The sequence below is a fragment of the Rhodopseudomonas pseudopalustris genome, from assembly GCF_900110435.1.
GTDB classification, from domain to species: Bacteria; Pseudomonadota; Alphaproteobacteria; order Rhizobiales; family Xanthobacteraceae; genus Rhodopseudomonas; species Rhodopseudomonas pseudopalustris.
The window spans coordinates 148,805-169,378 of sequence record NZ_FODT01000011.1 but is presented as its reverse complement, the minus strand read 5'-3'; the positions used below and the strand labels follow the sequence as shown (position 1 = coordinate 169,378).

The 20,574-nt window shown below is 68.6% G+C and carries 22 protein-coding genes and 2 riboswitches; of the genes, 10 read left to right on the top strand and 12 right to left on the bottom strand.

What is annotated here, in order from left to right; genetic code table 11:
- Positions 1–178: 178 nt before the first annotated feature.
- Positions 179–367, bottom strand: coding sequence for a hypothetical protein (locus BMY71_RS19785; RefSeq protein WP_011501074.1), 189 nt, complete (start codon positions 365–367; stop codon positions 179–181).
- A gap of 120 nt (positions 368–487) precedes the next feature.
- Positions 488–1,459: a YheT family hydrolase gene (locus BMY71_RS19780; RefSeq protein ID WP_175557732.1), complete on the bottom strand. Its 972-nt coding sequence runs from the start codon at positions 1,457–1,459 to the stop codon at positions 488–490.
- Positions 1,460–1,686: 227 nt separating this feature from the next.
- Between BMY71_RS19780 and BMY71_RS19775 the strand changes: the two genes are divergently transcribed.
- A complete protein-coding gene (locus tag BMY71_RS19775; RefSeq protein ID WP_092685862.1) occupies positions 1,687–1,881 on the top strand; it encodes a hypothetical protein in 195 nt (64 codons plus the stop codon).
- Positions 1,882–1,948: 67 nt separating this feature from the next.
- On the top strand, positions 1,949–2,410 hold the full coding sequence (locus tag BMY71_RS19770; RefSeq protein WP_092685861.1) for a GIY-YIG nuclease family protein: 462 nt from the start codon (positions 1,949–1,951) through the stop codon (positions 2,408–2,410).
- 40 nt (positions 2,411–2,450) lie between these two features.
- Here BMY71_RS19770 and cutA read toward each other — a convergent pair whose 3' ends face one another.
- Positions 2,451–2,777 carry a divalent-cation tolerance protein CutA gene (gene cutA, locus BMY71_RS19765; RefSeq protein ID WP_092685875.1) on the bottom strand — a complete coding sequence of 109 codons (327 nt, stop codon included), beginning with the start codon at positions 2,775–2,777 and terminating at the stop codon, positions 2,451–2,453.
- 127 nt (positions 2,778–2,904) lie between these two features.
- On the opposite strand from cutA, the gene BMY71_RS19760 reads away from it, so the two are divergent.
- Together BMY71_RS19760 and BMY71_RS19755 are read left to right on the top strand one after the other, a co-directional pair.
- Positions 2,905–3,117 carry an FmdB family zinc ribbon protein gene (locus BMY71_RS19760; RefSeq protein WP_011501069.1) on the top strand — a complete coding sequence of 71 codons (213 nt, stop codon included), beginning with the start codon at positions 2,905–2,907 and terminating at the stop codon, positions 3,115–3,117.
- 139 nt (positions 3,118–3,256) lie between these two features.
- Positions 3,257–3,787 (top strand): hypothetical protein, encoded by a 531-nt coding sequence (locus tag BMY71_RS19755; protein ID WP_175557731.1) that lies wholly within the window; start codon positions 3,257–3,259, stop codon positions 3,785–3,787.
- Between the two features lie 45 nt (positions 3,788–3,832).
- On the opposite strand, the gene BMY71_RS19750 is transcribed toward BMY71_RS19755, so the two are convergent.
- From BMY71_RS19750 to cobT, 3 genes are all read right to left on the bottom strand, one after another.
- On the bottom strand, positions 3,833–4,099 hold the full coding sequence (locus BMY71_RS19750; protein WP_011501067.1) for a hypothetical protein: 267 nt from the start codon (positions 4,097–4,099) through the stop codon (positions 3,833–3,835).
- A 143-nt stretch (positions 4,100–4,242) separates the two neighbouring features.
- Positions 4,243–4,914: a 5,6-dimethylbenzimidazole synthase gene (gene bluB, locus BMY71_RS19745; protein ID WP_092685874.1), complete on the bottom strand. Its 672-nt coding sequence runs from the start codon at positions 4,912–4,914 to the stop codon at positions 4,243–4,245.
- 26 nt (positions 4,915–4,940) lie between these two features.
- Positions 4,941–5,996 (bottom strand): nicotinate-nucleotide--dimethylbenzimidazole phosphoribosyltransferase, encoded by a 1,056-nt coding sequence (gene cobT, locus BMY71_RS19740; RefSeq protein ID WP_092685860.1) that lies wholly within the window; start codon positions 5,994–5,996, stop codon positions 4,941–4,943.
- A 95-nt stretch (positions 5,997–6,091) separates the two neighbouring features.
- Positions 6,092–6,312: riboswitch (cobalamin riboswitch) on the top strand.
- 113 nt (positions 6,313–6,425) lie between these two features.
- Between cobT and BMY71_RS19735 the strand changes: the two genes are divergently transcribed.
- From BMY71_RS19735 to BMY71_RS19710, 6 genes are all read left to right on the top strand, one after another.
- Entirely contained in the window at positions 6,426–6,890 is a 465-nt protein-coding gene (locus BMY71_RS19735; protein ID WP_244526116.1) for a DUF1636 family protein, read from the top strand.
- Complete coding sequence (gene cobU, locus BMY71_RS19730) at positions 6,887–7,420, top strand: bifunctional adenosylcobinamide kinase/adenosylcobinamide-phosphate guanylyltransferase (protein ID WP_092685859.1); 534 nt, start codon at positions 6,887–6,889, stop codon at positions 7,418–7,420. Before BMY71_RS19735 ends, cobU begins: the two co-directional genes overlap by 4 nt.
- A gap of 3 nt (positions 7,421–7,423) precedes the next feature.
- A complete protein-coding gene (gene cobW, locus BMY71_RS19725; RefSeq protein WP_092685858.1) occupies positions 7,424–8,431 on the top strand; it encodes a cobalamin biosynthesis protein CobW in 1,008 nt (335 codons plus the stop codon).
- 162 nt (positions 8,432–8,593) lie between these two features.
- The gene (cobN, locus tag BMY71_RS19720) at positions 8,594–12,310 is read left to right on the top strand and encodes a cobaltochelatase subunit CobN (protein ID WP_092685857.1); all 3,717 of its coding nucleotides are present in this window, start codon (positions 8,594–8,596) and stop codon (positions 12,308–12,310) included.
- On the top strand, positions 12,307–12,933 hold the full coding sequence (cobO, locus tag BMY71_RS19715) for a cob(I)yrinic acid a,c-diamide adenosyltransferase (RefSeq protein ID WP_092685856.1): 627 nt from the start codon (positions 12,307–12,309) through the stop codon (positions 12,931–12,933). The genes cobN and cobO overlap by 4 nt, the downstream gene beginning before the upstream one ends.
- A 253-nt stretch (positions 12,934–13,186) precedes the next feature.
- A complete protein-coding gene (locus BMY71_RS19710) occupies positions 13,187–14,674 on the top strand; it encodes a cobyric acid synthase (protein ID WP_011501059.1) in 1,488 nt (495 codons plus the stop codon).
- Here BMY71_RS19710 and cbiB read toward each other — a convergent pair.
- From cbiB to BMY71_RS19680, 6 genes are all read right to left on the bottom strand, one after another.
- On the bottom strand, positions 14,647–15,618 hold the full coding sequence (gene cbiB / locus BMY71_RS19705) for an adenosylcobinamide-phosphate synthase CbiB (RefSeq protein ID WP_092685855.1): 972 nt from the start codon (positions 15,616–15,618) through the stop codon (positions 14,647–14,649). The genes BMY71_RS19710 and cbiB overlap by 28 nt on opposite strands.
- A 1-nt stretch (position 15,619) precedes the next feature.
- Complete coding sequence (locus BMY71_RS19700; protein ID WP_092685854.1) at positions 15,620–16,459, bottom strand: ABC transporter substrate-binding protein; 840 nt, start codon at positions 16,457–16,459, stop codon at positions 15,620–15,622.
- Between the two features lie 3 nt (positions 16,460–16,462).
- On the bottom strand, positions 16,463–17,245 hold the full coding sequence (locus tag BMY71_RS19695; RefSeq protein WP_092685853.1) for an ABC transporter ATP-binding protein: 783 nt from the start codon (positions 17,243–17,245) through the stop codon (positions 16,463–16,465).
- On the bottom strand, positions 17,242–18,267 hold the full coding sequence (locus tag BMY71_RS19690) for a FecCD family ABC transporter permease (RefSeq protein WP_011501055.1): 1,026 nt from the start codon (positions 18,265–18,267) through the stop codon (positions 17,242–17,244). Before BMY71_RS19690 ends, BMY71_RS19695 begins: the two co-directional genes overlap by 4 nt.
- A gap of 6 nt (positions 18,268–18,273) precedes the next feature.
- Positions 18,274–19,347 (bottom strand): HoxN/HupN/NixA family nickel/cobalt transporter, encoded by a 1,074-nt coding sequence (locus BMY71_RS19685; protein WP_092685852.1) that lies wholly within the window; start codon positions 19,345–19,347, stop codon positions 18,274–18,276.
- Between the two features lie 74 nt (positions 19,348–19,421).
- Positions 19,422–19,629, bottom strand: a riboswitch (cobalamin riboswitch).
- Positions 19,630–19,809: 180 nt separating this feature from the next.
- Positions 19,810–20,511 (bottom strand): class I SAM-dependent methyltransferase, encoded by a 702-nt coding sequence (locus tag BMY71_RS19680; RefSeq protein WP_092685851.1) that lies wholly within the window; start codon positions 20,509–20,511, stop codon positions 19,810–19,812.
- Between the last annotated feature and the right edge of the window lie 63 nt (positions 20,512–20,574).

The following is a 20,574-nucleotide window of genomic DNA, read 5'->3' as shown; positions in this document are numbered from 1 at the left end:
TCTGATGTGCCGATCCTGCGGCCACAGCGAGCAACGCCCGGTCGCCACCGTGCCGACGGCGGACCCCGGTCTGTGCGAGGCGTGCAATCCCTGAGTGAAATTCCTCCAACGCGCAGCTTCGGAATTCCGGGAGCGCTTCCAAGTTTGCCGCTGAGCCGGCGTCACCGCGACGCTGGCGTCACGCCGACCAGCGATCCTCTTCCTCGCGGTCCGCCTGTTCATTGAGACGCTGCGCGATGTTTTCGGCGATCTGCTTGGTCTTGGCTTGCGCGATGGTCTCGCCGTCCTGCGTCTTCAGCGCCGTCTGCTCGGCTTCGATCGGAAAATCGTCGGGCGCGAGCGCGTCGTCGTCTTCACCGTCCACCATCGGTTTCGCCTCCGCTGAGTCAGGCTCCGCGCATCCGGATGCGCGATCGGACAACGCCGTTCCGGCGAATTAGTGCCCGATTGCCGGAGCGGAACTTTTTGCGGCGGAGGCGCCGCCGGCTCAGACCGTCGCGCGGTCCGCCAACCAGTCGCACACCGCCTCCGGCATGGCGTGAACGTGCCCCGGCCAGGGCGCGGTGGCGAAGCCGACATGGCCGCCGTCGTCCGGCTGCCACAGCGTGACGTTGTCGCCGACCTGATGCGGAGCCGGCAGCGAGGCGCCCGGCACGAACGGATCGTTGCGCGCATTCATCACCAGCGCCGGCACGCGGATCCGGTGCAGATGCGGCTGCGACGAAGCCCGCGTCCAATAATCGTCGACGTCGCGGAAGCCGTGCAGCGGCGCGGTGAAGGCGTCGTCGAAGGCGCGCAGCGTGGTGGCGGCGGTGAGCTTGTCGCGGTCGAACAGGCCGGGATGCTGCCGCCATTTCGCCAGCGCGCGCGGCTTCATCGTGCGCAGGAAGTTGCGCGTGTAGATCTGCCGGTTGAGGCCCGTATCGATCGCAGCCCCGGCGGCGATCAGATCGAGCGGCGCCGAGATCGCCGCCACCGCCCGCACGGTCTGCGCGGCGCTCTCGCCCGCTTCCTCGGTCCAGCGCAGCAGCGCATTGCCGCCGAGCGAGACGCCGGCGGCGAACACCGGCCGGCCCGCGCGTTCGCGAATCCGGCCGAGCATCCAGCCGATCTCCTCGAAATCGCCGGAGTGATAGGAGCGCGGCGCGAGGTTGATCTCGCCCGAGCAGCCGCGAAAATGCGGCACGCTGAAACGCCAGCCGCGCGCCTGCGCCGCCTGCGCGAAGGCGATCGCGTAGCGGCTCGAGGAACTGCCCTCGAGGCCGTGAAACAGCACCAGCCACGGCGCGCCGTCGGCGCCCGGCAGATGGTCGACATCGATGAAATCGCCGTCCGGCGCGCGCCAGCGGTCGCGCTCCGTCCGCAACGCCTCGGCCGGGCGCGGCCGCGCGAACAGCGTCGGCCAGATCGTCTGCAGATGGCCGCCGGGCAACCACCACGGCGCGCGATAATTGCGCATGAAGCTCAATTGGTTGGAGATCATCGGAACAAGGCGGCGGGACGGCCCGCAACCTGCCGCGCCGCGCCGGGCGGCGTCAACACCTCCGCACGCGCGCAGGACGCGCCGAAGTGAAGCGACCACACCCCGATCCGGGTTGCGTGCCGCCGGCTTCGCGGTAAGCTCGGGTCACAGCAAAACAGCCACGAAGCCATGCAGCTTCGGGCGAGATATCGAGGAAACCGTCCATGAAAGCGCGAGACTCGGGACAATTTCGCCATTTGTCGCCCGACGAATTGGAATGTCTCGCCGCGGCCGAATGGGCGCAGGCCGAGGCGATGTCGGACGACCTCAAGGACCTGGTGATCAAATCCGCCAACGCGATGCACGCGCGCGCCAAGCTCAAGCGGATCTTGCTGAGCCAGGTGCCGACCAAGCACTGACTGCGCGACGGGCTCCCGATCGATCCGCCACCGCTTGACCGCACGCCGTTGCGTGCAACACTGCGGGATGCCGAAACCGCAACTCGCTCAATGCCCCGACCGCAAAGGCGCTTACGTCGTCGCGCTGGCGATCGCCGCGCCGATCGAGATTCGGCTCGGCAAGGCCGCGCCCGCGGTGCTGCGCGCCGGGCGCTATCTGTATTGCGGCTCGGCCTATGGCCCCGGCGGATTGCGCGCGCGGCTCGGCCGGCATTTTCGCAAGACCAAGACCCTGCGCTGGCATGTCGATCGTTTGACCACAGCCGGCGAGGTGCGCGGCGCCTGGGCGATCACGCAAGGCGATGAATGCGAGCTGGTGCGCCGGCTCGGCTTTCTTACCGCTCCGATCGACGGTTTCGGCGCCAGCGATTGCGCGCATTGCCGCAGCCATCTGCTGCGCTGGCCGCAGCGCATCCCCCGCTCGGCGATCGTCGCGGCGCTCGCCGCCGAGAGCAGCGCCGCTCCGGTCTGGCTGCGCGCCGAGCGTTGATCATCAAAGCTTCGGGCCTGATTCAGTCAGAACCGAAGCGTTATTCAGCGCCGACCTCGCGACGAATCCAGGCCAGATAGCTGTCCGCGCCGGCCGTCACCGGCAACTGGATGATTTCCGGCGTCTCGTAGGAATGCAGCGAGATGATCAGGTCGCGCAGCGCCGCGAATTTCGCCGGCAGCGTCTTGAACAGCAGCAATTGCTCGGAATCGCTGGTGATCTTGCCGTCCCACCAATAATGGCTGGCAATCGCCTGGATCTGAACGCAGGCGGCGAGCCGGGCCTCGAGAGTTGCAATTGCTAATCGTTCTGCTTCTTCCTTGTTAGCAGCCGTCACCATCACCACGCAGGCCTCGGCCTGGTCCATCATCTGCATCCTCCAATCGGAGCGGTATCTATCAGAACGGAAGTTGATCCAGCTCATTCCCGCGTCGCGCGACCCGGTGCTTGTTTGCTATCGCAACCCCATCCGCGGTCTCGATCAGGATATCGTCATGCCGATCTACGGTTATGTCTGCAACAAATGTGGCCACGGCTTCGAGACGCTGCTGTATGCGCATGAGACCGCGGCCTGCCCGAGCTGCGAGAGCACCGATCTCGACCAGCAATTGTCGCTGATCGCCAAGCCGGCCAAAGGCGGCCCGGACGTGCCGATGTGCGACGGCGCCGGCGGATGCGGCCGCTGCTCGCCGGACCTCTGCGCGTAGAAACAGACCTGCGGCTGCGCGGGTTCCCGCGGCGCGGCGCTGCAGCGCGCCGGCGGCACGGAACGAACCGGTGCCGAGCGTTGTTCTTCACGCCGACGATCCCAATCGAGGCAGTGAACAGATGACGCAGATCACCCGCGTGTTCGACAATCCCGGCCGGGCCCGGGCCGCGCTCGACGAATTGAAGGCGCAGCGGTTCGACAGCGCCGAAATGGTGGCTGGACCCGAAGGACGCGGTCAGACGTTGCTGCGGGTCGAGGCGCCGTTCGGCACCGCGATCCGGGTCGAGGAGATCCTCGACCGCCACGCCAATGCCGGGACGCCCGCTCCGGCCGCGGCAGCGGCCAAACCTGCTGTGACGACTGCGCCTCCGCAAGCGGCCCAGCCACCGAGCCGGCTTCCTGCAGCCAAGACGGAACCGGCCAAGTCCCCGTCAGCCAAGCTACCGTCGGCCGAGCCCCGGTCAGCCGAGCCCGGCGCACCGGCGCGCAACGTCGCCGATGGCGGCGGGAACAGCCGCCCGCGCACGCTGTCGCAGATCCTCGGCATTCCCGAGCTGATCGATTCCGATACGTTCTTCTCCGGCTTCCCGCTCCTGATCCGGCCCGCGCCGAAACGGGCGAAGGCGGAAGAGCCTGTCGCGAAGCAGCCTGTCGCGAAGCCGAACTGATCGGAGCGCCGCCGGCGAAAGCGGCGATGGATCCGGTCCGTCCGATCAATCTTGAGATTCGGATCGATCCTGGGATTGTGCCGATGTCCGCGTGTTGTTGCGCTTGGCCGCGGCCGCTCTTGCGCCGGCCTCCGCGCACGGGATCTTGGTCCAGCTGCCGTCGGGCGCCTTCATGTAGGAGCTGCAGCCCGCCGAGGGCGGCTCGCTGACGCTGCCCTGTGGCCCCTGATTGCTCGCCAGCGCCGGCCCGGCCAGCAGGCCCATCGCGGCGATCGTCGCGATGCCGATGATGTGGATGCGTGATGTCGTCATGTCCGGTCCTCCTTTTCGGAACGGCCGGAATGTCGATCAAGATTGTGACGAATTCTTGCAATCGCGGAACAGCAGCGCCACGTTTGCTTAAGACTTGGTATCACCTCGACCGCGGCTTGGTGCGCTCGCGGACCAAGGCGCTCTCAGCGCGACAGGACGTCGCGCCCGGCCGAGGTGCGGTCCTGCCAGTGATGCCGCACCAGCTCCGGATCGACATGTTGTTCGACCGGCCAGCCGACGCACAGATAGGCGATGAACTTCCACCCGGCGGGCACGTCGAGTTCGGTGGTGATCGCCTGCGGATCGAGGATCGAGACCCAGCCGACGCCGAGACCGTGGGTCCGCGCCGCGAGCCAGAAGGTTTCGATCATCGCGACGACGGAGTAATCGAGCGCCTCCGGCATGGTCTGGCGGCCGACGCCGAGGCCCTGCGCGGTGGTCCGGTCGCAGAACAAGGCGAACTGCCGGGGTGCGACGTCGATGCCTTCGAGCTTGAGCCGCGCATACAACGCGGCGCGTTCGCCCTGATAGGCGCCGGCCGCGATCTCGTTGCAGCGCAGGAAGTTGGCGCGCACCTTGTCGCGGGTCGCGGCGCTGTCGACGCTGACCCAGCGCCACGGCTGGCTGTTGCCGACCGACGGCGCGAGCTGCGCGAGATCGAGCAGATGCTCGATCAGCGCCGGATCGACGTCGTCGCGGCGGAAGCGGCGCACATCGCGCCGCCATGCGAGCAATTCGGCGAACCGGGCCTGAAACGCTGCGTCGAACACCGGCGGGTTGGCGTTGGCGGCCGCGGCGGCCTGCGGATCGATCATTCCGGGCGCCTTGTTGTCGAGCGCGCTCACAGCTTGCCCTCCAGCACATCGCTGAGATCGGCGACGTCGGTCGACAGCCGCGCAGCGGCGCGGAGCAGCGGCACCGCCAGGATCGCGCCGGTGCCTTCGCCGAGCCGCAGGTCGAGATCGAGCAGCGGCCTCGCCTGCAGCGCTTGCAGCGCGATGTCGTGGCCGCGCTCGGCGGAGCGATGCGCGAACACGCAATAGCCGCGCGCCGCGGGCGCCAGCCGCACCGCGAGCAGCGCCGCCGCGGTCGCGATGAAACCATCGACGATCACCGGCCGGCGCTGCGACGCCGCGCCGAGAATCGCGCCGGCCATCATCGCGATTTCCAGCCCGCCGAATTCACACAGCACCTCGAACGGCGCGGTCGCATCGCTGCGCGCAGCCGCCATCTCGATCGCGGCGCGCTTCTTCGCCATGCCGGGCGCGTCCTGCCCGGCGCCGACCCCGATGCAATCCGCGAGCGGCGCCGGCGCCAGCCGATGCAGCAACAGCGACGACGACGCGGTGTTGCCGATGCCCATTTCGCCGAGCGCGATGATATCGGCGCCGGCCTTGATTTCGGCGACAGTCAGTTCGATGCCGCGGGTCAGCGCCAGCGCGGCGTCCTGCGCGCTCATCGCCGGCTCGCGCGCGGCATTGCCGGTGCCCATCCGCACCTTGGCGTCGATCAGATCGGGATGAGACGGCAGTTCGGCGGCGACGCCGGAATCGATCACCTGGACGTCGACGCGGCACGCGGTGGCGAACGCATTGGCGCACGCCTTGCCCGCCAGATAGGTCATCACCATCGCCACCGTCACCGCCGACGGATATTGCGAGACGCCTTCGGCGTTCAGCCCATGGTCGCCGGCGAACACCATCAGCACCGCGTTGTCGCCGCGCGGTTCCGCGGGATGGCTGATCGCGCCGAGTTCGATCGCCAGTTCCTCGATCCGGCCGAGCGAGCCGAGCGGCTTGGCCTTACCGTCGATTCGCGCGCGCAACGAAGCCTCCAGCGCGCGGTCGACCGGCGCGATCAAAGGCGGCTGCCATGCTGCGAGTGTGTCGGTCGGCATTTGAGGTCCCCTGGTTCGTGAAGGCGCGCAACTGACGGAAGTCGGGCTTGCCGGTCAACACCACCTTCGCGTGGTTGACCCCGACGATGGTCGCAGATAGCGTGGCCGGCGATGGTCCTTCCGCCAGGAAGGTGAAAAGGGAATCCGGTGCAAGTGAACTCTGTTCGAGTGATCTCAATCCCGGTGCTGCCCCCGCAACTGTAAGCGACGAGCCCGCGCCTCGGCCACTGGGATTTCCTGCTTGGAAATTCTGGGAAGGCGGCGACAAGGGCGATGACTCGCGAGCCAGGAGACCTGCCATCATGAATGGTGCTTTGGAGGCGTCGGGGCGGGGTGCACCGGACGGACAGCAGGGCGGTGGCGCATCGATCGTCACCCCGCGCGATCCGACAAAGCTCGAAGCCGCAAGGCGTTGCCGAGAGCCAGGGCATGGATCGCAGCCCCGACCACGATCACACCACCGCGCCAGCCGCTGAGCTGCAGACCGATATCACGACTGACGGTTCCACCCGGCCCGCGGGTCCGGTGGTGATCAGCGTCTGCATCAGTTGCAAGGCCGCCGACGGCAGCAATGCCGGCGCGCCGATGCTCGACGCGATCCGGGCCGCGCAGGGCGGCGCGGCCGATCTGCGGGTGCGGCCGGTGCAGTGCCTCAGCGTCTGCAAGCGCGCCGCCACCGTCGCGGTGTCGAGCGCCGACGGCTACAGCTTCGTGTTCGGCGATCTCGTCCCCGAGACCGGAGCCGACGCGATCATCGGCTTCGCCGCCGCGTATCAGCACAGCGATTACGGCCTGGTGCCGTGGCGCCAGCGCGCCGACGTCCTGCGCAAAGGCATGGTCGCGCGGCTGCCGCCGCTGCGCTGGTCGCCCGACGACGGGCGTGCGCCGTCATGACCACGCTGGTCTCGACTTTGGTGCTCGGCGGCGCGCGTTCCGGCAAGTCGGTGTTCGGTGAAAAACTGGTCGCCGACAGCGCCCTGTCGCGGATCTACCTCGCCACCGCGACTCGCAGCGACGACGAGATGACGCAGCGGATCGCGCATCATCGCTCCCGCCGCGGTGACGGCTGGATCACGGTCGAGGAACCGCTGGCCTTGGTCGATGCGCTGACCCGCGAGGCCGTCCGCGGCCGCGCCGTGCTGGTCGATTGCCTGACGCTGTGGCTGTTCAATCTGATGGAGGCCGGCCGCGATCCGGAGATCGAAGCCCGGCGGCTGACGCGGTTTCTCGGCGTCGCGGCGGCGCCGATCGTGCTGGTGTCCAACGAAGTCGGCCTCGGCCTCGTCCCGGAGACGCCGCTCGGCCGCACCTTCCGCGACGCGCAGGGCCGCCTCAACCAGATCGTCGCCGCCGCCGTCCCCGACGTCGTGTTCGTCGCCGCCGGTCTGCCGCTGTGGCTGAAGCGCGCCCAACAGGAGAACTAACAGATGACCGCCCGCGTCCCCGTCACCGTGATCACCGGCTTTCTCGGCGCCGGCAAGACCACGCTGCTCCGCGCGCTGCTTAACCAGTCGAGCGGCCGCCGCATCGCCGTGATCGTCAACGAATTCGGCGACGCCGGCTTCGACGGCGCGCTCGTCGAGGAGTGCGGCGATTCGGTCTGCGCGCCCGGCGACATCGTCGAACTCACCAATGGCTGCATCTGCTGCACCGTCGCCGACGATTTCATCCCGACGATGGAGAAGCTGTTGTCGCGCGAACGTCCGCTCGACGCGATCGTGATCGAGACCTCGGGCCTGGCGCTGCCGCAACCTCTGTTGAAAGCCTTCGCCTGGCCCGCGGTGAAGACCCGCGCCACCGCCGACGGCGTCGTCACCGTGGTCGATGCGCTGGCGCTCGCGCAGGGGCAGATCCCGCTCGACGACGACGCCGTCAAGGCGCGGCGCGACGCCACGCATGACGACCCGGTCGAGGAAGTGTTCGAGGATCAGCTCGCTTGCGCCGATCTCGTGGTGCTGTCGAAGAGCGACCTCGTCGCCCCCGATCAACTCACCGCGATCGAGGCCAGGCTGGCCGCGAAGCTGCGACCCAACGTCCGGATCGTGCGCTCGCACGGCGCGCTCGCCCCATCGGTGCTGATCGGGCTCGACTCCGCCGCCGAGGACGACCTCGCCGCCCGCGCCGGCCATCACGCCGAGGGCGAAGAACATGACCACGACGATTTCGACTCCATCGTGATAACGCCGCAGCCGGCCGACACCATCGACACCATGCGCAGCCGCGTCGGCGCGGCGCTCGGGCTCGACGGCGTGCTGCGCGTCAAGGGCCACGCCAGGATCGCCGGCAAGCCCGCGCCGGTGGTGGTGCAGGCGGTCGGCGCCCGCGTCGACCTCGCTTTCGCGCGCCCGGATGCGCAGCGCGCCGAGCATCTGGTGGTGATCGGCCTGAAGGGCTTCGACACCGAAGCCGCCCGCCGCGCGCTCGCGGACGCGTAGCATGACGCCGATGCGCGCTCGTCATCCCGAGGTGCGCGCCGGCTCCGGCGCGCCGCGAAGGACGACGAGCGTCGCACGATGCGGCCATCCTTCGAGGCGCGCACAAGCGTGCGCGCACCTCGGGAGGACGCTGCGGTGTGTGGCTGCGCCGGAGTGCGCCACATGCATCTGAAGCTCGACGCCACCGCCAGCATCGATGACGGCGACGTCGCGCGCGACCTGCAGCAGGCGCCGGCCGAGATCGTGGTGCTGTCGGCGGCGGACACCGATCTCGCGGCCTTCGCCGCGGCGCGCGCGACGCTGCCGGACGACTTCCCGAGCCTGCGGCTGACCAATCTGCTGGCGCTCGGCCATCCCGCCTCGGTCGATCTCTATGTCGAGCGCACGCTCGCCCAAGCCAGGCTCGTGATCCTGCGGATGCTCGGCGGCGAGGCGTATTGGCCGCACGGCGTCGAGAGCCTGCGACGCGACGCCTTCGCCCGCGGCGCGCTGTTCGCCTGCATCCCCGGCGAGATGCAGTGGAACGCCGACCTCGCCGCGCGCGGCAATGTCGATGCCGACGATGCGCATTCGCTGTGGCGCTATTGCACCGAGGGCGGCGTCGACAATCTGCAGCTCGCGCTGCGCTACGCCGCCTGGATGATCATGCGCGGCGACCCGCCGCCGCCGCCGCGGCCGATGCCCGCCGCGGGGTTCTGGCCGGACGAGCCGCAAAAGTCGCAGCGCCGCCGCGCGCTGGTGATCTTCTATCGCGCGCTCGCCGCCAGCGGCGACACCGCCGCGATCGACGCGCTCCGCCTGGCGCTCGACGCCCGCGGCCTCGACGCCGCCTGCCTCTATGTCACCAGCCTGAAGGATGCGCGCTCGATCGCGTTCCTGCGCAGCGCGCTCGCCGCCGACCCGCCCGACATCATCGTCAACGCCACCGCCTTCGCGACCGCGACCGCCACCGACGATTCCGGCGTGCTGGCCTCGGCGGATTGCCCGGTCCTGCAGATCGCGCAGGCCGGAATCAGCCGCGACAGCTGGGAGCAATCGTCCCGCGGCCTCAACCCGCGCGACCTCGCGATGCATGTCGTGCTGCCCGAGGTCGACGGCCGGATCTTCGCCGGCGCGGTCGCGTTCAAGCAGCGCGGCGCCGACGAGACCGACTACGCGCCGACGATCTATCAGCCGCTCGACGACCGGATCGCTGCGGCCGCCGATCTCGCGCAGGCCTGGGTGCGGCTGCGGCGGCTGCCGCGCGACCAGCGCCGCGTCGGCGTCGTGCTCGCCAACTATCCCAATCGCGACGGCCGGCTCGGCAACGGCGTCGGCCTCGATACCCCGCAATCGCTGCAGGATCTGCTCACCGCGCTGCGCGCCGAGGGCTACCTCACCGGCGATCTGCCGGCCGACACCGCGGCGCTGATGCAAATCCTGCAGCGCGGTCCGACCAATGCGCTGACCGGGCGCGATCTGCGCGACGGCGGCGTGGCCTGGCCGGTCGCGGACTACAACGACGCCTTCGCGACGCTGCCGGACGCGGTGCGTGACGCCGTCACGACCCGCTGGGGCCAGCCGGACGCCGATCCGCATGTCGCGGACGGCTGCTTCCGGCTCGGCCTGCATCGCTTCGGCAACGTCCTGGTCGGCGTGCAGCCGGCGCGCGGCTACAATATCGATCCGAAATCCAGCTTCCACGATCCGGACCTCGCGCCGCCGCATCATTATCTGGCGTTCTATCTGTGGCTCCGGCGCGAATTCGATGCGCACGCGATCGTCCATCTCGGCAAGCACGGCAATCTCGAATGGCTGCCCGGCAAAAGCGCCGGGCTGTCGCGCGATTGCTTCCCCGCAGCATTGCTCGGGCCGCTGCCGCATCTGTATCCGTTCATCGTCAACGATCCCGGCGAGGGCATCCAGGCCAAGCGCCGCAGCGCCGCGGTGATCATCGATCATCTGACGCCGCCGATGACCCGCGCCGAACTGCACGACGAGATGGCGCGGCTGGAAGCGCTGGTCGACGAATACGCGCTCGCGGCCGACCTCGATCCCAAACGCGCCGACGTGATCGCCGAAGACATCCTGTCGCTGGCGCGCGCGACCAGGCTCGACGCCGACGTCGAGATCGACCGATCGACGCCGACGCTGGACGCGCTGCGCGCGATCGACGCGCATCTGTGCGATCTCAAGGAGATGCAGATCCGCGACGGGCTGCACGTCTTCGGCCGCACGCCGCAGCCGTCGCAGCGCGACGATCTGCTGGTGTCGATCGCCCGGCTGCCGCGCTCGGAGCTGAAGCCGCAGGACGCGTCGCTGCATCGCGCGCTGGCGCAGGACCTCGGCCTCGGTGAATTCGATCCGCTGACGCGCGATCTCGCCGCGGACTACACCGGCCCGCGCCCGACTGTTCTGGCCGACCTCAGCGACCGCCCCTGGCGCACCAGCGGCGACACCGTCGAGCGCATCGAAGCGCTCGCATCGAAATTGGTATCAACCCTTCGTCAGGCGCAGCCTGACCCTCTTCCCTCATGGCCTCACACTCAGCCGGTGCTCGACTGGATCGCGGCGTCGCTGCGTCCGGCGATCGACGCCTGCGGCGACGCCGAGCGCAATGCGCTGCTGCGCGGGCTCGACGGGCGTTTCGTTCGCCCCGGACCGTCCGGTGCGCCGACCCGCGGCCGGCCCGACGTGCTGCCGACCGGGCGCAATTTCTTCGCGGTCGATGTCCGCGCGGTGCCGACGCCGTCGGCGTGGCGGATCGGCGCGCTCGCAGCCGAACGGCTGGTCGAGGCCTATTGGCAGGACGCCGGCGAATGGCCGCGCGCGATCGCGCTGTCGGCGTGGGGCACCGCGAATATGCGCACCGGCGGCGACGACGTCGCGCAGGCGCTGGCGCTGATCGGCGCGCGCCCGACCTGGGAGGACGCCACCGGCCGGGTCACCGGCTTTGCGATCGTGCCGCTGTCGGAGCTGCAACGGCCGCGCGTCGATGTCACCTTCCGCGTCTCCGGCCTGTTCCGCGACGCCTTCCCGGTTCAAATGGATCTGATCGCGAGCGCGATCGCGGCGATCGCCGCCCTCGACGAACCCGACGACGCCAATCCGATCGCAGCCCATGTCCGCGCCCGCACCGACCATCTGATCCAGGCCGGCGTCGCGCCGGACGCCGCGCAGCGGCAGGCGGGCCTTCGGGTGTTCGGCTCGAAACCCGGCGCCTATGGCGCTGGGCTGCAGGCCTTGATCGACGAAGGCGGCTGGGACACGCGCGGCGATCTCGCCGACGCCTACCTCGCCTGGGGCGGCTACGCCTATGGCGCCGGCCGCGAGGGCGACGAGGCCCGCGACGCTTTTGCGGCGCGGCTGACCGCGACGCAGCTGGTCGCGCAGTCGCAGGACAATCGCGAGCACGACATTCTCGACTCCGATGATTACTACCAGTTCATCGGCGGCCTCGCCGCCACCGTCGAGACGCTGAGCGGCGCCGCGCCGAAGATCGCCCATCTCGACACCTCGCGCCCCGAAGCGCCGCTGCCGCGGACGCTGGCGCACGAGATCGGCCGCGTGGTCCGCGGCCGCGCCGCTAATCCGAAATGGATCGCCGGCGTGATGCGCCACGGCTACAAGGGCGCGGTCGAGATCGCCGCGACAGTCGACTATCTGTTCGGCTTCGCCGCCTCGACCGACGCGGTCGGCAGCCATCATTTCGATCAGCTGTTCGCCGCCTATCTGGACGACGAGCAGGTCCGCGACTTCCTGCGCGACGCCAATCCGGCGGCGATGCGCGAAACCGCCGAGCGCTTCGCCGAAGCGATCCGGCGTGGGCTGTGGACGCCGCGCTCCAACCACGCCGCCGATCTGCTCGCCGAACTCCTCACCCGGAAGGAAACCGCATGACCGACGCCGCGCCCGATCGCGACGACAACGCCCGCCACGCCGAGAAGGCGAAGAAGCGCAAGGCCGCGCACGATCGCAAGCTCGAAGGCATGACCGATCAGAAGGGCCTGCTGATCGTCCACACCGGCACCGGCAAGGGCAAGACCTCGGCCGCGCTCGGCATGGTGTTTCGCCACATCGGCCATGACATGCCGGTCGGGGTGGTGCATTTCACCAAGTCGGAGAAATGGAACACCGGAGAGGCGAAGCTGCTGGCGAAATTCCCCGAGCTGGTGACGCTGCACATCATGGGCGAGGGCTTCACCTGGGAGACCCAGGATCGCGAACGCGACGTCGCCGCAGCCCGCGCCGGCTGGGAGCGCGCCAAGGCGTTGATCCGCGACGACCACCATCGCATGGTGTTGCTCGACGAATTGAACATCGTGCTGCGCTACGACTATCTGCCGATTTCGGAAGTGATCGACTTCCTGCGTGATGAAAAGCCGGCCGACAAGCACGTGGTGATCACCGGCCGCAACGCCAATCCGGCGCTGATCGAGATCGCCGATCTGGTGACCGAGATGACTTTGGTGAAACACCCGTTCCGCAGCGGCGTGAAAGCGCAGAAGGGCGTGGAGTTTTGATGTCTTCCCTGATGTGCGTCATTCCGGGGCGCGAGCGCCCGCTTCACCCTCCCCTGGAGGGGGAGGGTCGGCACGCAGCCCGCGCAGCGGGATGCGGGACGGGGTGGGGTGAGCCGCGGGCACGATGGATGAACTCTTCGCCACCCCACCCCGCTCGCTACGCGAGCGACCCTTCCCCTCCAGGGGAGGGTGATCTTCGTGCGCGGGCAGGCGCACCGCCGCTCACACGAACGCTGCACGGGTGAATGTTGCAATGACCACTCCCACCCCCGCATTGATGATTCAGGGCACCTGCTCCAACGCCGGCAAGTCGACGCTGGTGGCGGGGCTGTGCCGCGCGCTGGTGCGGCGCGGGCTGAAGGTCGCGCCGTTCAAGTCGCAGAACATGTCGAACAACGCCGCCGTCACCGCCGACGGCGGCGAGATCGGACGCGCCCAGGCGGTGCAGGCACGCGCGGCGAGATTGCCGCCGAGCGTGCATATGAACCCGGTGCTGCTGAAGCCCGAGACCGACACCGGCGCGCAAATGATCGTGCAGGGCCAACGCTTCGGCCGGCTCGGCGCCAAAAACTTCCTGGACAAGAAAGCGGCGCTGATGCCGCACGTGCTGGACAGCTTCGCGCGCGTGGCGCGCGACGCCGACATCGTGCTGATCGAGGGCGCGGGCTCGCCGGCCGAGATCAATCTGCGCGCCGGCGACATCGCCAATATGGGCTTCGCGATCGCCGCCCAGGTGCCGGTGGTGATCGCCGGCGACATCGAGCGCGGCGGCGTGATCGCCAGCCTCGCCGGCACCCATCTGGTGCTGGACGGCGACGAGCGCGCAATGGTGCGCGGCTATCTGATCAACAAATTCCGCGGCGACGTCCGGTTGTTCGATCAGGGCCTCACCGCCATCACCGACCTCACCGGCTGGCCGTCGCTCGGCGTGGTACCATGGCTGCCGCAGGCTGCATTGTTGCCGGCCGAGGACGCCGTCGATCTCGATCGCGCCCGCGCCTCTTCATCGACCCGCGTGATCGCGGTGCCGATGCTGGCGCGGATCGCGAATTTCGACGACCTCGATCCGCTCGGCATGGAGCCCGGCGTCAAGCTGGTGTTCGTGCCGCCGGGCCAGCCGATCCCCGCCGAGGCCAGCGTGGTGATCATCCCGGGCAGCAAATCGACGCTCGGCGACCTCGCCTTTCTGCGCGCGCAGGGCTGGGACATCGACATCGCCGCGCATGTCCGCCGCGGCGGCCATCTGCTGGGACTGTGCGGCGGCTATCAGATGCTCGGCCGCAGCATCGCCGATCCCGACGGCATCGACGGCGCGGCCGGCACGGTGCAAGGGCTCGGACTCCTCGATATCGAGACCATCATGCAGGGCGACAAATCGACCACGCTGGTCAGCGGCACGCATTGCGCCACCGGCGCGCCGGTCGAAGGCTACGAGATTCATCTCGGCCGCAGCCACGGCGCCGACTGCGCCCGCCCGGTGGTGACGATCGGCGACCGCCCCGATGGCGCGATCTCGCCGGGCGGAAGGGTGCAAGGCACCTATCTGCACGGCCTGTTCACCAACGATACATTCCGCAAGGCCTGGCTCGCCGGGCTCGGCATCGCCTCCGAGCTGGCTTACGACCAACAGGTCGAAGCCGCGCTCGATGCGCTGGCCGATCATCTCGAAACCCATCTGGATGTCGACCGGATGATCGCGATCGCGCGATCCCGTCACAGCACCAACCAGAGCGCGGCGTAGATCGCCGCCTGCAATACGCAGACTGCGATCAGCACGCGCGTTGCGCGGCGGATATCATCCGGCGTCGCCGCGGCGCGCGCGCCGTCGTTGAGAAACGGATCGTCGGTGAGTTGACCGCCGTAGATCCGCGGACCCGCCAGCGCGATGCCGAGCGCGCCGGCCATCGCCGCCTCCGGCCAGCCGGCATTCGGCGAGCGATGCTTGCGCGCATCGCGCCGCATCACGGCGAACGACTGCTTGATCGATCCGCGCACCACCGGCGCCGCCAGCGCGATCAGCACGCCCGAGAGTCGCGCCGGGATCCAGTTGACGAGGTCGTCGAGCCGCGCCGCCGCCCAGCCGAACGCGCGATAGCGCGGGTTGAGATGACCGATCATCGAATCGGCGGTGTTGATCCCCTTGTAGATCAGCAAGCCTGGTAGCCCGAGCACCGCCAGCCAGAACACCGGCGCGACCACGCCGTCGGAAAAATTCTCCGCGCAGGATTCGATCGCCGCGCGCGAGACCCCGGCCTCGTCCAGCGTCTGCGGATCGCGCCCGACGATCAGCGCGACCTTCTCGCGCGCCGCCTCCAGCCCGCCCGCGGCGAACGCGTCGCGGACTCGGGCGACGTGATCGTACAGACTCCGCTGCGCGATCAGCGTCGCCGCCACCGCCGCAATTGCGCCCCAACCGCCCCAACCTTGCCGCAACGGCGCTTCGATGAAAAAGCCGACGCTTCCGGTGACCGCGATCACCGCCAGAATGGCGAGAACCCCCGCCGATTTCCGCCGGCCATCCGACCAGCTTTCACGGTTCAGCACACCATCGAGCCAGCCGATCAACGCCCCGATCAAAACCACCGGATGCGCGAGCCGTTTCCACAGCCAGTCCGGATCGCCGATCACCGCATCGATCAGAAGCGCCGCGACGACGATCAGCAACGCGTTGGAATCCAACAGCAATTCAGTGCTCCACGCGAGAGAGTTCGGCGCTCAGATGATCGAGCGCATCCGCCAGCATCGGCCCGCCGCACACCGTCAGCCGCTCCGGAATCGTGATCCGCTTCGACGGCGGGTAGAACCGTTCGAGCGCGGGATGCAACACGAAAGCACGGCCTTCGTCCTCGGCAAAATCGCCGTCTTCGGAGATCAGCAAATAGTCCGGACGCAAGCTGACGACCGCTTCGAGCGATGCAAAGCCGCCGAGCTTGATACCAAGCGCGCTCGCAGCGTTGACCAGACCGACGGTCGACAGCAGCGACGTCATCAGACTATCGCCGCCCGAAACCCAGCCGCGCCGCTCCAGCGGTAGCACGCGAAAAGCCTTGTCGGACGCGGCTTTCCGGGCTGTCGCGATCGCCGTGTCGATGCGGGCGTTCGCAGCGGTCGCGCGATCGGGGTGACCGACCAGATCGCCCATCGTGCGGATCAGCGCCTTGACCTCGTCGAGCGTACGCGGCGTATCGAACTCGATCACGCGCTGGCCCTGTTGCTTCAGCAGCTCGCGCGTCGCGCGTTTGGTGTAGCGACCAGTGACGACGATGTCCGGCTTCAGCATCAGCACGTCCTCGGCCTCGCCGGACAGCATCGGAAAGGCGGCGGCCTTGTTCGCGAGGAACGACCGCGCCTCGTCGCGCGCATAAGGGCTGAGGCCGAGAATCTGCTCCGGATCGGCGAGCGTCATCAGCAACTGATCGGTGCAGACATTGATCGACGCGAGGCGCGGCAACGGCGCGGCATCGGCGCGCGACAGCACAGCCGCAGCGAGCGCAACCACCAGAGCGGACAGCGCGCGCCTTCGCATCGTTCAGACCCCGGTCCAGGGCAGGATCACGCCGCTATCCTGATAATCGGCCCGATAGGCGCTGACGCGAAACACCTGCTGCAGGACGGCATCCGACAACGCCTGATGCGGCGCGCCCTGCGCCGCGAGCCGGCCGTCCGCCATCACCAGAACTGTATCGGCAAAGCGCGCCGCGAGACCGAGGTCGTGAGTCACCACGATCACCAGCGTGCCGGCATCGGCCGCCTGGCGCAGCGTCTGCATCACGTCGAGCTGATAGCGCGGATCGAGCGACGCGGTCGGCTCGTCCGCCAGCACCACCGGCGCCTCGACCGCCAGCACCCGCGCCAGCGCGACGCGGCTGCGCTCGCCGCCTGACAGTTCATTGACGCTACGATCGGCGAAGCGCGCGACATCGGTGACCCGCATCGCGCGGGCGACCGCCTCGGCATCATACGGCGACAGCCGCGCCGGATCCGTCGCGCCGTGCGGAAAGCGTCCGAGCGCGACGACGTCGCGCACCGGCAGCGGCCAGTGCACCAGATGACCTTGCGGCAGATAGCCGAAACGCTTGGCGCGCTCACGCAGCGGCAGCCTCGACAATCCATCGCCGCCGATCGTCACCTCGCCACGCGATTCGATGAGTCCCGCGAGCGCCCGCAGCAGCGTGGTCTTGCCGGCTCCGTTCGGACCGACCAGCGCGACGAGATGGCCGCGCGTCAAGTCCAGCGACAGGCCGTGCAGCACCTCGTGACCGGACAACGCGACGCCTAGATTCCGCGCGACCAGAAGGGCCGGCTCGGTCATGAGAAGCCTCCGCCCAAGGCGCGACGCTCCCGCACGATCAGATACAGGAAGAACGGCACGCCGATGATCGAGGTCAGCACGCCGACCTTGATATCGGTGGTGGAGGGAATGACCCGCACCGCGATGTCGGCGGCGAGCAGCAGCGCTGCGCCCGCGAGCGCGCTCGGCACCAGCAGCCGCGCCGGATCGTGGCCGATCAGCGGCCGCACCAGATGCGGCGCGACCAGACCGATGAACCCGATCGTCCCCGAGACCGAGACCGCGCCGCCGACGCCGAGCGCGACGCCGATGATCACGATCAGCCGCAACCGGCCGACATCGACCCCGAGGCTCTGCGCGGTTTCCTCGCCGAGGCTGAGCGCACGGAACGCGGCGCGCTGACTGAGCAGCAGAACGCCGCCGGCGAGGATGAAGGGCAGCGCCAGCGCGACGTGGCGAAAGCTGCGGTCCTCGAGCGAGCCGAGCAGCCAGAACGCGATCTCGAGGCTGGCGAACGGATTGGGCGAGAGGTTCATCACCAGCGCGGTCGCGGCGCCTGCGAGACTCGAGATGGCCAGACCCGCAAGAATGAGAAGCAGCAGGTTGGCGCTGCGGCCGGCCACCGCGAGCAGCATGAACACCGAGACGAACGCCATCGTAATGCCGGCGACCGGCAGCGCGTAGGACCGAACATCGGCCCAGCCCAGCGCGATGATCAGCACCGCGCCGAAAGCCGCCGATTGCGGCGCGCCGAACAGCGACGGCGACGCCAGCGGGTTACGCAGCAGACCCTGCAGCGCCGCGCCGGACAAGCCGAGAATGCCGCCGATCGCCAGCGCCAGGATCGCGCGCGGCAGCCTGATCTGCTGCACGATGATCTGCTGCACATCGCCGGCGCGGCCGATCAGGGCGTCGATCACGGTCAGCGGCGACAGTTTCACCGGCCCGACCCCCAGCGAGCCGAGCGCCAGCACGCCGACCAGAATCAGCAAAGCGGCCGTCACGACCGAAGCTCGCGAATCCGGTTTTGGGCGTGTTGTCATAGGCACTCATTCCTGCACCACGGGCGCTCTTTCGTCGAGCCTGTGATAGCCGTTAGCGCGATAGATGATGGTCGAGATGATCCAGCTCGCGACGAACAGCGCGACGATGCCGTAGCCGAGCGTCCCGAAATTGGCGTTGAGATCGGAAATCCACTCCCAGAAAGCGCCTTCGAGATGCAGGCGCCCGGCCATCAGCCCGAGCGTTTCGATGCCGCCGATCACGATCGCGACCAGCACCGAGACCGAGGTGATGGTCATGTTGTAGTACAGCTTGCGCACCGGGTTGCGATAGGCCCAGCCATAGGCGCCGAGCATCAGCACGCCGTCGAGGGTGTCGACCAGCGTCATGCCGGCGGCGAACAGCGCGGGGAAGATCAGGATCGACCAGTGCGAGATCGTTCCGGACGCGTTGGCGGCGAGGCCGAACAGGCTGATCTCGCTCGCCGTCTCGAAGCCGAGCGCGAACAACAGCCCGATCGGATACAGCTGCCAGCTCTTGGAGACGAAGCGGAACAGCGGCCTGAACAGCCGCGCCAGCCAGCCGCGCTGCTGCAACAGCGCGTCGATGTCGTCGTCATGGACCACCTCGCCGGCGCGCACCTTCTTGAAGGCGCGGTAGACGCCGCTCAACACCGACAGATTGGCGATCGCGATCGCAAACAGGAACAGCGCCGATGCCGAGGTGCCGATCACCCCGCCGATTTCGCGATAGCCGGAAAAGCGTTCCGTCAACGAGCTGGCCGCCAGCGCGATCGCCAGCGACGCCACCAGCACCACCGTGGAATGACCGAGCGCAAAGAAGAACCCGACCGCGATCGGGCGCTTGCCCTCCTGCATCAGCTTGCGGGTGACGTTGTCGATCGCCGCGATGTGGTCGGCGTCGAGCGCATGGCGAAGGCCGAGGCTGTAGGCCAGAACCGCGGTGCCGATCAGCACCGGCTGGCCGGCGAAAGCGGTCAGCGCCCAGGCCCAGGTGGCAATGTTGGCGATGACCAACCCGCCGAGCAAGGCGACCAGCCGAATGCGAAATCCATCGGATGGAGCGGAAAGTGCAGTCTTTTGCGTGATCGTCTCGGACATGGCGAGCCCCGAATGGTGAGCAGTTTCCTGTCACCCATGCGGCGGACCGCCCCAGCCGCGCGCACCGCACGCTGGAAGATGACGTGGCTCAGGCCGGTCTCCTGGCTCGCGGGTCGTCGCAATCCTCCGCCTTCCCGAACCCGACGGGCCCAGTGGCACGATGAAGGATCGCTCGCCGCCTACAGTTGCGGGCGCAGCGCCGGCTTGAGGCGCCGCCAAAGGCGCCCGGACCGGCTTCCCTGTGCCGGAAGACTCCGGCACACCTGAACATGCCGATAGAAGGCGGCCGCGTCCGCCTTGTCAATCGCCGCCTTGGTCGGATCACCGTGACATCATGCCGGCGTGCTGAGTTTCAGCGTCCGCCGAACGCAGGCCAGAGTTTGGTGAAGCCGTCGGAGTGCTTCGGCTCCTACGCCCAGACAATCTCCAACAAGCCCGCGGCAAACAGCGCGGGCCATCCGGTCATGCCGCAGGGCGCCGCGACGGCAGGGTCAGCACCGCGACCTGCGCGTAACCGCGATAGGGCCGGTCGAATTTCAGCCCGGCGCCGGTCCGCACGGCGATCTGCATCAGCGTCGCCTCGAGGCCGTCGCGCGGGGTGACGCCGAACAACCCCAGCCAGCGACGCAGAGCATCGCGGGCGATCCGCGGCAAGCCGCGCTGATCGCCGAAATCGACGATGTGCAGCTGACCGCCCGGCTTGAGGCTGGCGATCGCGCGTTCGATCACCGCGGTCCAGTCCGGAATCATCGACAGGCTGTAGGAGATCATCACGCGATCAAACGCGATCGGCTGACCGAACACCGCCCGCGCGGTGAACGCGGTGGCGTCGCCATGGGCGACCTTGGCCGAACCGCTCAAGCCGGCGCGGGCGATCGCGCTGATCGCCGAGGTCAGCATCTCGGTCGAGACGTCGAAGCCGTAGAAGCGCGCGTTCGGATAGCGGCTCGCCGCAGCGATCAGATTGCGGCCGGTGCCGCAGCCGACTTCCAGCACATTATCGCCGACGGCCGGCGCGAGACCGGCAATCAGCTCGTCACGGCCGAGGAGATAGTATCGGCGCGTGGTGTCGTAGATGTGCCGCTGGTACCGGTACATCCGGTTCATGCGCGTCGTCGCATCGATCGGCCACGACGAATCAGCGGAGATTTCGGAGCGGATCATGGTCACGGAGTGCGCCCTCGATCTGGGAATCGTCCGCCATCCATCCACCTTTGCGACGACAGG